General features: G+C 58.0%; 11 protein-coding genes and 2 tRNA genes. 1 reads left to right on the plus strand and 12 read right to left on the minus strand.

All coding sequences use genetic code 11. The features are described from left to right. Positions 1 to 3: 3 nt before the first annotated feature. The 12 genes from rbfA to rlmE form a co-directional block, all read right to left on the minus strand. The gene (rbfA, locus tag J3P75_RS23785; protein ID WP_016771753.1) at positions 4 to 405 is read right to left on the minus strand and encodes a 30S ribosome-binding factor RbfA; all 402 of its coding nucleotides are present in this window, start codon (positions 403 to 405) and stop codon (positions 4 to 6) included. A gap of 159 nt (positions 406 to 564) precedes the next feature. Continuing rightward, positions 565 to 3093, minus strand: coding sequence for a translation initiation factor IF-2 (gene infB / locus J3P75_RS23790; RefSeq protein ID WP_090281712.1), 2529 nt, complete (start codon positions 3091 to 3093; stop codon positions 565 to 567). Positions 3094 to 3120: 27 nt separating this feature from the next. After that, positions 3121 to 4602, minus strand: coding sequence for a transcription termination factor NusA (gene nusA / locus J3P75_RS23795; protein ID WP_024011569.1), 1482 nt, complete (start codon positions 4600 to 4602; stop codon positions 3121 to 3123). Between the two features lie 47 nt (positions 4603 to 4649). Then, positions 4650 to 5108, minus strand: coding sequence for a ribosome maturation factor RimP (rimP, locus tag J3P75_RS23800; RefSeq protein ID WP_434708397.1), 459 nt, complete (start codon positions 5106 to 5108; stop codon positions 4650 to 4652). Between the two features lie 139 nt (positions 5109 to 5247). Next, positions 5248 to 5324 (minus strand) — tRNA-Met (locus tag J3P75_RS23805). Between the two features lie 97 nt (positions 5325 to 5421). Beyond that, a tRNA-Leu gene (locus tag J3P75_RS23810) sits at positions 5422 to 5507 on the minus strand. Positions 5508 to 5529: 22 nt separating this feature from the next. Continuing rightward, on the minus strand, positions 5530 to 5916 hold the full coding sequence (secG, locus tag J3P75_RS23815) for a preprotein translocase subunit SecG (protein ID WP_027610782.1): 387 nt from the start codon (positions 5914 to 5916) through the stop codon (positions 5530 to 5532). Between the two features lie 4 nt (positions 5917 to 5920). After that, positions 5921 to 6676 carry a triose-phosphate isomerase gene (tpiA, locus tag J3P75_RS23820; protein ID WP_434708398.1) on the minus strand — a complete coding sequence of 252 codons (756 nt, stop codon included), beginning with the start codon at positions 6674 to 6676 and terminating at the stop codon, positions 5921 to 5923. A gap of 65 nt (positions 6677 to 6741) precedes the next feature. Further along, a complete protein-coding gene (gene glmM, locus J3P75_RS23825; RefSeq protein ID WP_434708399.1) occupies positions 6742 to 8079 on the minus strand; it encodes a phosphoglucosamine mutase in 1338 nt (445 codons plus the stop codon). A 16-nt stretch (positions 8080 to 8095) separates the two neighbouring features. Continuing rightward, positions 8096 to 8947: a dihydropteroate synthase gene (gene folP / locus J3P75_RS23830; RefSeq protein ID WP_434708400.1), complete on the minus strand. Its 852-nt coding sequence runs from the start codon at positions 8945 to 8947 to the stop codon at positions 8096 to 8098. An 8-nt stretch (positions 8948 to 8955) separates the two neighbouring features. Next, positions 8956 to 10866, minus strand: a complete 1911-nt coding sequence (ftsH, locus tag J3P75_RS23835; protein ID WP_434711365.1) for an ATP-dependent zinc metalloprotease FtsH — start codon at positions 10864 to 10866, stop codon at positions 8956 to 8958. A gap of 201 nt (positions 10867 to 11067) precedes the next feature. After that, complete coding sequence (gene rlmE, locus J3P75_RS23840; protein WP_090281706.1) at positions 11068 to 11697, minus strand: 23S rRNA (uridine(2552)-2'-O)-methyltransferase RlmE; 630 nt, start codon at positions 11695 to 11697, stop codon at positions 11068 to 11070. 101 nt (positions 11698 to 11798) lie between these two features. Between rlmE and J3P75_RS23845 the strand changes: the two genes are divergently transcribed. Then, a complete protein-coding gene (locus J3P75_RS23845; RefSeq protein WP_003221534.1) occupies positions 11799 to 12107 on the plus strand; it encodes a YhbY family RNA-binding protein in 309 nt (102 codons plus the stop codon).

Raw genomic sequence — 12107 nt, forward strand, 5'->3', positions numbered from 1 at the left:
GAGTTACTCCTTGGTGTCTTCAGGTGCAGGCGCCGCGACGTGCTGATTGTCTTCAGCCACAGCGCGCTCGATCAACGCCGACAAATGCGCGCCACGCACGACGGATTCGTCGTAGTGGAAATGCAATTGCGGCACGCTGCGCAGCTTCATTTCACGGGCCAGTTGCATGCGCAGGAAACCTGCGGCGGCATTCAGCACCTTGATGCTTTGCGCGATGTCTTCGGCGTTGTCCTGCCCCATCACGGTGATGAAGATCTTCGCGTGACCGACGTCACGGGAGACTTCCACTGCGGTGATGGTGACCAGACCCACGCGCGGGTCTTTGACTTCGCGACGGATCAGTTGAGCCAGCTCGCGCTGCATCTGATCGCCGATACGTTGGGTACGGCTGTATTCTTTTGCCATGATTTGTTACCTGTTACTGCCCAGCGGTGAAACCCGCAAGGTCTGAAAGCGGCAAACGCCCGGCCTGACAAATGCCAGACCGGGCGTTGCGTTTAGAGTCCGGACGCTGCACCGCGCATTTGCATGCTACGGCGCATCGTGGCCCTTGAAGTGCGCGAGTCAGAGGCTGCGAGCAACCTGAACCTTCTCGAAGACTTCGATCTTGTCGCCGACTTTGACGTCGTTGTAGCTCTTCACGCCGATACCGCATTCCATGCCGGCACGTACTTCGGAAGCGTCATCCTTGAAGCGGCGCAGGGATTCCAGCTCGCCTTCGAAGATAACGATGTCTTCACGCAGTACACGGATCGGACGGTTACGGTGCACAACACCTTCGATCACCATGCAACCGGCGATCGCGCCAAACTTCGGCGAACGGAACACGTCACGCACTTCGGCCACACCCAGGATGTTCTCGCGAACATCGCTGCCGAGCATGCCGGTCAGGGCTTTCTTGACGTCTTCGATGATGTCGTAGATCACGTTGTAGTAACGCATGTCCAGACCTTCCTGCTCGACGATCTTCCGTGCGCCAGCATCGGCACGCACGTTGAAGCCGAACAGTACAGCGTTGGAAGCCAGTGCCAGGTTGGCATCGGATTCGGTGATACCACCGACGCCGCCGCCCACTACGCGCACTTGAACTTCGTCGTTGCCCAGGCCATTCAAGGCACCGTTCAACGCTTCCAGCGAACCACGGACGTCGGACTTGAGGACGATGTTGAGCGTCTTCTTCTCGGCCTGACCCATGTTTTCGAAGATGTTTTCCAGCTTGCCGGCGTGAGCGCGAGCCAGTTTGACTTCGCGGAACTTGCCTTGACGGAACAGAGCCACTTCACGGGCTTTCTTCTCGTCGGCAACCACGCTCATCTCGTCGCCAGCATCCGGGGTACCGTCCAGGCCGAGGATCTCGACAGGGATGGAAGGACCGGCTTCCTTGATCGGCTTGCCGTTCTCGTCGAGCATGGCACGTACACGGCCATAGTTCGAACCGACCAGGACCATGTCGCCTTGACGCAGCGTACCGTCCTGAACCAGCACGGTGGCTACCGGGCCACGACCTTTGTCGAGACGCGATTCAACCACTACACCACGGCCAGGAGCCGATGGAGTCGCTTTCAGTTCGAGCACTTCGGCCTGCAGCAGGACGGCTTCAAGCAGCTCGTCCACGCCAGTACCCATTTTGGCGGATACCGGAACGAATGGTGTGTCGCCACCCCAATCTTCGGAGGTCACGCCGTGAACCGACAGCTCGCTGCGGATGCGATCGAGATCGGCGCCCGGCTTGTCGATCTTGTTCACTGCAACCACCAGCGGCACGCCAGCTGCCTGGGCATGCTGGACCGCTTCGATGGTTTGCGGCATCACGCCGTCGTCGGCTGCAACCACGAGGATCACGATGTCGGTCGCCTTGGCACCACGGGCACGCATTGCGGTAAACGCAGCGTGACCCGGGGTGTCGAGGAAGGTGACCATGCCGCGATCAGTCTCAACGTGGTATGCACCGATGTGCTGGGTGATACCGCCGGCTTCGCCAGCAGCTACCTTGGCACGACGGATGTAGTCGAGCAGGGACGTCTTACCGTGGTCAACGTGGCCCATTACGGTCACGACAGGAGCACGGGAGAACGACTCACCTTCAAACTTCAGGGACTCGGCCAGGGAATCTTCCAGGGCGGTGTCGCTGACCAGGGTCACTTTGTGGCCCAGTTCTTCGGCTACCAGTTGAGCAGTTTCCTGATCAAGCACCTGGTTGATGGTCGCTGGGGTACCCAGTTTGAACATGAACTTGATGATTTCAGCCGCTTTGACCGACATCTGATTGGCCAGATCGCCAACCGTGATGGTCTCGCCGATCTGCACATCACGCACGACAGGGCCGGTAGGGCTCTGGAAACCGTGGGCGTTGCGCTTCTTCAGCTTGGCCTTGCCGCGACCGCCGCGACGGAAGCCATCGCTTTCTTCGTCGGTAGTGCGTGGCGCCACGCGTGGAGCCGGGGCCTTTTCCTTGACCGATGCGCGATGCGGAGCGTTTTTACGCTCGCCATCACCACCGCCGCTGCGACGATTGTTGTCGTCGGCACGCGGCTTGTCAGGACGGCGCTGTTCGTTCTGCTTGTTGCGAACGTCAGCAGACGGCGCTGGAGCAGCAGCCACCGGCGCGCTTTCGCGCACAGGCTCGGCCACAGCAGCCGGTGCCGCAACGGCATCGCTGGCAGCGGCTTGCGCAGCAGCAGGCTGGCGACGCGCTTCTTCTTCGGCGCGCTGCTTGGCTTCTTCTTCAGCCTTCTGACGGGCAGCATTTTCTACTGCGCGACGCTCATCCAGTTCACGCTTGCGCTCGGCTTCGATTTCTTCCGGGCTGCGCTGTACGAAAACTTTCTTCTTGCGAACTTCTACGCTGATGCTCTTGCTACCAGCCACCCGCAGGGTGCTGGTGGTTTTACGCTGCAGCGTGATCTTGCGTGGTTCTTCCACTTTCGCCTTGTGGCTGCTTTTCAAGTGAGTCAGCAGGGACTGCTTCTCACTGTCAGTCACATTTTCGTCGGCGGCGGTGTGCGGCAGACCTGCCTCACGCATCTGCTGCAACAGGCGCTCTACCGGTGTTTTGACCTCATCGGCCAGTTGTTTCACCGTGACTTGCGTCATGCACTTCTCTCCTCAGGCCGCGCCTAATTACTCGAACCAGTGGGCTCGGGCGGCCATGATCAACTTGCCGGCACGATCATCGTCAATGCCGTCGATGTCGAGCAGGTCGTCAATAGACTGCTCGGCCAGGTCTTCGCGGGTAATTACGCCGCGCACCGCCAGTTCCATCGCCAAATCCTTGTCCATACCCTCAAGCGAGAGCAGGTCTTCGGCCGGATGGGCGTCTGCCAGCTTTTCCTCAGTAGCGATGGCTTTGGTCAACAAACGATCCTTGGCACGAGCGCGAAGCTCGTTGACGATGTCCTCGTCAAAGCCGTCGATGTTGAGCATCTCCTCCACCGGTACGTAGGCAATCTCTTCCAGGCTGGTGAAGCCTTCGTCAACCAGCACCTGCGCCAGCTCTTCGTCGACTTCCAGCTCGTCGATGAAGTTGCGCAGGATGTCGCCGGTTTCCGCTTGCTGCTTGGCCTGGATGTCCGATTCGGTCATCACGTTCAGGGTCCAGCCAGTCAACTGGCTGGCCAGACGCACGTTCTGACCACCGCGACCAATGGCCTGAGCCAGGTTATCTGCGCCAACGGCGATGTCCATGGCATGGGCATCTTCGTCGACGATAATTGCCGCAACCTCGGCCGGGGACATGGCGTTGATCACGAACTGGGCCGGGTTATCGTCCCACAGCACGATGTCAACACGCTCGCCGCCCAACTCGCCCGACACTGCCTGGACGCGCGAACCGCGCATACCAATGCAAGCGCCCTGCGGGTCGATGCGTTTGTCCTTGGAGCGAACAGCGATCTTGGCGCGCGAACCCGGATCACGGGACGCAGCCATGACTTCGATGAGGCCTTCGGCAATCTCCGGCACTTCGATGCGGAACAGCTCGATCAGCATTTCCGGCGCGGTACGCGACAGGATCAGCTGCGGGCCGCGGTTCTCGGTGCGGATTTCCTTGAGCAGCGCACGCAGACGCACGCCGACACGGAAGGTTTCGCGAGAAATGATGTCTTCACGGGCCAGCAACGCTTCAGCGTTGTTGCCCAGATCGACGATCACGTTGTCGCGGGTAACTTTTTTCACGGTGCCGGAGATGATTTCTCCCAGGCGCTCGCGATAAGCGTCAACCACTTGAGCGCGCTCGGCTTCGCGAACTTTCTGCACGATGACCTGCTTGGCAGTCTGTGCAGCGATGCGACCGAACTCGATGGATTCGATTTTTTCTTCGACGACGTCGCCGACCTTGGCACCCGGATGCGTTTCGGCAACCTTGCTTGGCCAGGTTTCGATGGCCGGATCGTCGAGATCATTCTCTTCAACGACCGTCCAGCGACGGAAAGTCTCGTAAGAACCGGTGTGGCGGTTAATTTCCACACGCAGGTCAACTTCGTCTTCAAAACGCTTTTTGGTAGCAGTGGCCAGGGCCAGCTCCAGCGCTTCAAAAATTACGCTTGCCGGTACGCCCTTTTCATTGGATACCGACTCAACAACCAGCAGTACTTCTTTGCTCATCGTACGCCTCGCCTTTCGCAAGCCATTGGATCCGCGGGATCCGCGTCTCAGTCAAAACTGGGAATAATGTTGGCCTTGTCGATCATATCGATCGGCAACAGGAACTCATGGTCATCTACCTGCACCACGACGTCCTGCTCTTCTACACCGCGCAGAAGGCCCTGAAAGTTGCGTCGACCTTCAAAAGGCGAGCGCAGCTTGATCTTCACTTGTTCACCAACGAACTGGGCGAACTGCTCAAGAGTGAACAGTGGGCGCTCCATGCCTGGCGAGGAAACTTCAAGGGTGTATTCGCTGGTGATCGGATCTTCAACATCCAGTACACCGCTGATCTGACGGCTGACAATGGCGCAATCGTCCACCAGCACGCCACCCTCTTTATCGATATAAACGCGCAACATCGAGTGCCGACCCTGAGACGAAAACTCGATACCCCAGCATTCATAGCCCAGGGCCACGACCACCGGGGCCAGCAAGGCCTGCAACTGTTCTAGCTTGCTCGACACCTGAACCCCCTAGCGCATGATATGTGCATGCTTTGCAAAATAAAAAAATGGGCATAACGCCCATCCTTGAAACGCCGTCGAACAGCGGCGTTGAAAGTGTCCAGCTAACAAAAAGCCCCTGAAAAGGGGCTCCTTAAACTGGTTGCGGGGGCCGGATTTGAACCGACGACCTTCGGGTTATGAGCCCGACGAGCTACCAGACTGCTCCACCCCGCGACAAAGCTGGGGCGGAAGTATACGACCGATCCCTTATAGGGTCAATGTAACCTTCCACCTGCAAGAAAGCCCGCAACAGCGGGCTCTCCTGACTAATTGGTACCGAGAAGGGGACTCGAACCCCTACACCCTATGGGCACAACCACCTCAAGGTTGCGTGTCTACCAATTCCACCACCTCGGCAAAACTACATTTGAAACTCTTCTTACTTCTGCTCTTGAGCTGGAGGTACGTCAGTCGCTGGAGTAGCCGACTTTTGCTCTTGAAGCACCGGGACATCATCAGAAGCCGGTTGTTGTTGCTTAGGTACTTCCAACACTGCTGGATCTGGCAAACCTGCTTGAGTCAGCTGATGAGCCTTCTCTTTAGCAAAGTAACCTAACCCCAAGCTGGTTATGAAGAAACCGGCGGCAAGTATAGCAGTAAACTTACTAAGAAAGGTAGAGGAACCTTGGCTTCCGAACACAGTATTTGAAGCACCTGCTCCGAAAGACGCGCCAGCGTCCGCACCCTTACCCTGCTGCAGCAAAACCAGAGCAACTACGCCCAATGCACCCAGCAGATGAAAAACGACTACGACTGTTTCCAGCATTTTCTCAGTTTCCCGCGGCGCGACAGATCGCACCGAACTCATCTGCATTCAGGGAAGCTCCACCAATGAGCCCCCCATCGATATCCGGCATGCCGAACAGTTCGGCCGCATTGGCCGCCTTCACGCTGCCGCCGTATAGAAGCCGCACACCTCGTGCGACTTCAGAATTCTCTGCCGCCAACTGCTCGCGAATGGCTTTATGCACATCCTGAGCCTGTTGCGGCGTTGCAGTCAGTCCGGTACCAATGGCCCAGACAGGCTCGTAAGCAATGACTGCCTTGGCAAAGGCACCGACACCCAGCTCCTCGATGATGCTGCCCAGCTGACGCCCGACAACCTCAAGAGTTTTACCGGCTTCACGCTGCTCGAGGGTTTCCCCTACACACAACACCGGAATCAAGCCACATGCCTGTGCCACTGCGAACTTGCGATTCAGCATCCCGTCGCGCTCGCCCATTATCTGGCGGCGTTCGGAGTGCCCGACAAGCACCAGGGAACAACCTGCATCCACCAACTGACTGGGAGCAATCTCACCGGTCAGTGCACCTTGCATGGCTTCCACCGCAGAATTCTGCGCGCCGATCGAAATCGACTTGCCTTTCAAGCCATCAATCACTTGATTGATATGCAAGCAAGGCGGGAATACCGCGACATCAACACCGCTTGGCAAGGCCAGATGACGAAGGCCGTTGATCAGCTCAGCGACGCTGGCGCGGGTACCGTGCATCTTCCAGTTACCAGCTACCATAGGGCGACGCATGCTGTACCTCGTCGGTCAAAGTGGGCGCAGATGTTACCCAAGAGAATGAAGGCTGGCAAGCCGAATCAGGCAGAAACTTCAGTTACCAGTTTTGCCAGTTCTTCGGCATAGCCGCGAACCTGAGTTTCGTCTTCGCCTTCGACCATTACGCGCACCAAAGGCTCTGTTCCCGACTTGCGCAAAAGCACTCGACCACGACCGGCCATTGCCTGGGTTACACGCGTACTCGCCTCTTTGACAGCCGGGTGCTCCAGTGGGCTTTCGCCGCCACCGAAACGCACGTTGATCAGCACCTGAGGACATTTGCGCAGCGCCTGGCGCGTTTGCGCCAGACCCTCGTTGCGGGCCTTCAGCGCCATGAGCACCTGCAACGCCGCGATGATCGCATCACCGGTGGTGGTGTGATTGAAGCACACGACATGCCCCGAGTTCTCGCCACCCACCAGCCAGTTGCGCTCAAGCAGTTCGGCGATCACATAGCGGTCACCGACATTGGCCCGAATAAACGGGATCGACAGATCGGCAAGCGCCAGCTCAAGACCCAGATTACTCATCAGAGTGCCAACCACGCCGCCCTGCAACTTGCCGCGCTCATGAAGATCACGGGCGATGATGAACAGCAAATCGTCGCCATCGACAATGGTGCCGGTGTGATCGACCATCAGAACGCGATCGCCGTCACCATCGAACGCGATGCCCAGATCGGCGTGTTCAGCCAGCACTGCGGCCTGCAACGGGCCCATGTGGGTCGAGCCACAGTTATCGTTGATGTTCAGCCCGTTAGGCTGCGCCGACAGGACTACCACTTCTGCGCCCAACTCGCGGAACACGCTTGGCGCAACCTTATAGGTCGCGCCGTGTGCGCAATCGATGACAATCTTCATGCCGGCAAAACTGGTGCCGGTCGGCACACTGCTTTTGCAGAATTCGATATAACGGCCGGACGCATCGTTGATTCGCGAAACCTTGCCGATCTTGCTCGACTCAACCACCGTCATCGGCGTATCGAGCAATTCTTCGATCATCAGCTCCAGTTCATCTGGCAGTTTGGTACCTTTGCCGGAGAAGAACTTGATGCCGTTATCGTCGTGCGGATTGTGCGAAGCACTGATCACGATCCCGGCCTCGGCTTGGAATGTGCGCGACAGATAGGCAATCGCCGGGGTCGGCATCGGGCCGAGCAACATCACATCGGCGCCTGCCGATGTCAGGCCCGCCTCGAGTGCCGATTCGAACATGTATCCGGAAATACGCGTGTCCTTGCCGACCAGCACCTTGCAGGCGCCCATCTTGCGGAACGCCATGCCGGCGGCCCAGCCGAGCTTGAGCATGAAATCAGGAGTAATCGGGTATTCACCGACCCGGCCACGAATGCCGTCGGTACCAAAGTATTTTTTGCTCATAAGCGCTCCATCATTCTTATTCGGCTGATTCTACGGCCGCGATCATCCGCACGACGTCTACCGTTTCCGCCACATCATGGACGCGCAATATACACGCACCTTTTACCGATGCCAGCGCAGCAAGGGCCAGACCGCCATGAAGACGCTCACCCACGGGGCGATTCAAGGCCTGGCCGATCATGCTCTTTCGCGAAACACCCACAAGCAATGGCCTGCCCAACGCATGCAGGGCTTCCATGTGCTTGAACAAGCTTAGATTGTGCTGCAGGGTTTTGGCGAAACCGAAACCGGGATCGAGAATGATCCGCTCGGCAGGAATGCCAGCGGCTGCACACTGGGCCATGCGCTCGGCGAGAAACTCGCCGACTTCGCGGGTGACATCCTGATACTGCGGGTTGTCCTGCATGTTTCCAGGCTCGCCGAGCATGTGCATCAGACACACCGGCAAACCGGTGGCCGCCGCTGCATCCAGCGCACCATCGCGCTGCAGCGAACGGACATCATTGATCAGGCCGGCGCCGAGTCGCGCGGTTTCGCGCATGACCGCTGGTGTCGAGGTATCGACCGAAATGATCACATCGAGCTCGCGATTGATCAGCTCGACAACTGGCGCCACGCGCTCCAGTTCTTCCAGCGGCGACACCGCTCTTGCCCCAGGGCGCGTGGACTCACCACCGACATCGATCAGCGTCGCGCCGGCAGCCACCATGGCTTCAGCGTGACGCAATGCAGCGTCCAGCTGGCTATATTGGCCGCCGTCGGAAAAGGAGTCGGGAGTGACATTGAGAATGCCCATGACATGCGTCCGGGCCAAATCAAGAACCCGGTTGCCGCAAGGCAACCGGGTCAGGGACTGTACAAAAGTCATTTCAAGCCTTAAACGTCAGCAGCCGGACCGCCAATCGGTGTTTCCGGACGCTCGTCACGGACTACTGGTGGTGGTGGTGGAGTGCCCGTGCCACCCGTCCAGTCACGCGGCTCGCGTGGTGTACGCCCCGCCATGATGTCGTCGATCTGCTCAGCGTCGATCGTTTCGTACTTCATCAGCGCATCGGCCATCGCATCGAGCTTGTCGCGATTGTCGGTCAGGATCTGCTTGGCAGTGCCGTAGCAGTGATCGATGATGCTGCGCACTTCGGAGTCGATCAGCTTGGCAGTCTCACCCGAGAAGCTCGCTGCCTGACCACCGCCGCCGCGACCGAGGAACACTTCGCCTTCCTCTTCTGCATACATCAACGGGCCAAGTTTTTCCGACAAGCCCCACTTGGTGACCATGTTCCGTGCGATCTGACTGGCACGCATGATGTCGTTGGAGGCACCAGTGGTGACCCCGTCGAAGCCAAGGGTCATCTCTTCAGCAATACGACCACCGTACAGCGAACAGATCTGACTGATCAGTGCACGCTTGGACAGGCTGTAGCGATCTTCTTCCGGAAGGAACATGGTCACACCCAGCGCACGACCGCGCGGAATGATCGAGACCTTGTAAACCGGATCATGCTCAGGCACTACCCGACCCACAATGGCATGGCCGGCTTCGTGATAAGCGGTGTTCTGTTTTTCTTTCTCGGACATGACCATCGATTTGCGCTCGGCGCCCATCATGATCTTGTCTTTGGCCAGTTCGAACTCTTTCATCTCGACGATGCGCTTGCCGCTGCGTGCAGCAAACAGCGAGGCTTCGTTGACCAGGTTGGCCAGGTCGGCACCGGAGAAGCCCGGGGTACCACGCGCGATCACCGCTGGAGCAACGTCGTCGCCCATCGGCACTTTGCGCATGTGGACCTTGAGAATCTGCTCGCGACCACGGATGTCTGGCAAGCCAACCACCACCTGACGGTCGAAACGGCCCGGACGCAGCAGTGCCGGGTCGAGTACGTCCGGACGGTTGGTTGCAGCGATGACAATGATGCCATCGTTCATTTCGAAGCCATCCATCTCCACCAGCAACTGGTTGAGAGTCTGCTCACGCTCGTCGTGACCGCCGCCCATGCCGGCGCCACGGTGGCGACCAACGGCGTCGATTTCGTCGATGAAGATGATGCACGGGGCGTGCTTCTTGGCCTGCTCGAACATGTCACGAACACGGCTGGCACCGACACCGACGAACATTTCGACGAAGTCAGAACCGGAAATGGTGAAGAACGGCACCTTGGCTTCGCCGGCAATCGCCTTGGCCAGCAAGGTTTTACCGGTACCCGGAGGGCCGACCATCAGCACGCCGCGAGGAATGCGGCCGCCCAGACGCTGGAACTTGCCCGGATCACGCAGGAACTCGACCAACTCGCCGACTTCTTCCTTGGCTTCGTCGCAACCGGCGACGTCAGCCAATGTGGTTTTCACCTGATCTTCGGAGAGCAGGCGCGCCTTGCTCTTGCCGAAGCTCATCGGCCCGCCCTTGCCACCGGCACCGCCCTGCATCTGGCGCATGAAGAACATGAACACCGCGATGATCACCAGGATCGGGAAGCTGGCTACCAGCAGTTGGGTCCAGATGCTTTGCTGCTCAGGCTGCTTGCCTTCAACCACGACATGGTTGTCGACCAGATCGCCGATCAGGCCGTTGTCCTGAATGGCCGGACGAATGGTCTTGAAGCTGTCGCCATCGGTGCGCTTGCCGGTGATCACATAACCATCAACGGCGACGCGCTCGACCTTGCCATCCTTGACCTGCTGGATGAAGTCGGAATAGTTGAGGGTCTGCGGCTCGTTAGGGCTGGAGAAGTTGTTCATCACCGTCACCAGGACAGCCGCGATGATCAACCACAGGATCAGATTCTTTGCCATATCGTTCAATTAACTACCCTCTGAAGCAAGCTCCGCTACTGGCGCGCGCTTCGCATGATATTCACCGGCCTAACTTACTACATTACCTACAACTCTGGCAGGCGCCGTCTGTAACCCTTTGTGAAACACTTTCTACACAATATTCGTTTATGCACGCGGGGCAAAATATGAAAAAGCTATCGCCCCGCCGAAAAACCACATTTATTCGCCGTTGCCACGGTAGCCCCAGGCCAGCATATATTGCTCGCGGGAGCTGCCACGCGAAGAATCCGGCTTGATCATCTGGATCTTGTCGAATTTGCGACGGGCATCCTTCAAATAAACATCAAACCCTTCGCCCTGAAAAATCTTGATGACGAAATTGCCACCCGGCTTGAGTATCCGTTCCGCCAGGTCCAGTGCCAGCTCGCACAGGAACATGGCCTTGGGCATATCCACTTCAGGTGTACCACTCATATTGGGGGCCATATCGGAAATCACAAGGTCCACCTGCGAATTACCGACGGCCTCAAGGATTCGGCCGAGCACTGAGTCCTCGGTAAAGTCCCCGTGAATGAAGGTGACGTCTGGAATGCTGTCCATTTCCAGGATGTCCGAGGCGATCAAACGCCCCTGACCACCGATCAGTCGACTGGTGACCTGCGACCAGCCACCGGGCGCCGCGCCCAGGTCGACAACGCTCATGCCCGGACGGATCAGTTTGTATTTCTCCTGGATTTCCAGAAGCTTGTAACTCGCACGCGAGCGGTAGCCATCCTTCTGCGCCTGCTTCACATAAGGATCGTTGACATGTCTTTTCAGCCAACCAAGGCTTGTCTTGGAACGCGCCATTGGGCACCTCGATAATAAGGGTCGTGATTAGTTGGGCGGATCCACGAACCCTCGGGTAAAATGGCCGCCATTTTACAGAATCCAGACGAAAGGGTCAGATTATGCCGCTCACTCCAGAGCAGAAGAAACAGTACAAATCCATTGGCCACCATCTGAAACCAGTTCTGACTGTGGCTGACAACGGTCTGACTGAAGGTGTGCTAGCCGAACTCGAACGCGCCCTGGCGGATCACGAGCTGATCAAGATCAAGCTCAACATCCTCGATCGCGAGTCGCGCCTGGCGCACATCGCAGAACTGTGCAAGGTCGGCAAAGCGGACCTGGTACAGGTCATCGGCAAGATGGCACTGGTGTATCGCAAGAACTTCAGCGTCAACAAGCAGCTGTCGAACGTTCATCGCTTCAAGTGA

Source organism: Pseudomonas sp. R1-1 (assembly GCF_051132135.1).
In the GTDB taxonomy this organism is placed as follows: Bacteria; Pseudomonadota; Gammaproteobacteria; order Pseudomonadales; family Pseudomonadaceae; genus Aquipseudomonas.

Excerpts from the sequence above, each read along its gene's own strand:
- rbfA (WP_016771753.1), bottom strand. The coding sequence starts at position 405 with ATGGCAAAAGAATACAGCCGTACCCAACGTATCGGCGATCAGATGCAG.
- infB (WP_090281712.1), bottom strand. The coding sequence starts at position 3,093 with ATGACGCAAGTCACGGTGAAACAACTGGCCGATGAGGTCAAAACACCG.
- nusA (WP_024011569.1), bottom strand. The coding sequence starts at position 4,602 with ATGAGCAAAGAAGTACTGCTGGTTGTTGAGTCGGTATCCAATGAAAAG.
- secG (WP_027610782.1), bottom strand. The coding sequence starts at position 5,916 with ATGCTGGAAACAGTCGTAGTCGTTTTTCATCTGCTGGGTGCATTGGGC.
- tpiA (WP_434708398.1), bottom strand. The coding sequence starts at position 6,676 with ATGCGTCGCCCTATGGTAGCTGGTAACTGGAAGATGCACGGTACCCGC.
- glmM (WP_434708399.1), bottom strand. The coding sequence starts at position 8,079 with ATGAGCAAAAAATACTTTGGTACCGACGGCATTCGTGGCCGGGTCGGT.
- folP (WP_434708400.1), bottom strand. The coding sequence starts at position 8,947 with ATGACTTTTGTACAGTCCCTGACCCGGTTGCCTTGCGGCAACCGGGTT.
- ftsH (WP_434711365.1), bottom strand. The coding sequence starts at position 10,866 with ATGGCAAAGAATCTGATCCTGTGGTTGATCATCGCGGCTGTCCTGGTG.
- rlmE (WP_090281706.1), bottom strand. The coding sequence starts at position 11,697 with ATGGCGCGTTCCAAGACAAGCCTTGGTTGGCTGAAAAGACATGTCAAC.
- J3P75_RS23845 (WP_003221534.1), top strand. The coding sequence starts at position 11,799 with ATGCCGCTCACTCCAGAGCAGAAGAAACAGTACAAATCCATTGGCCAC.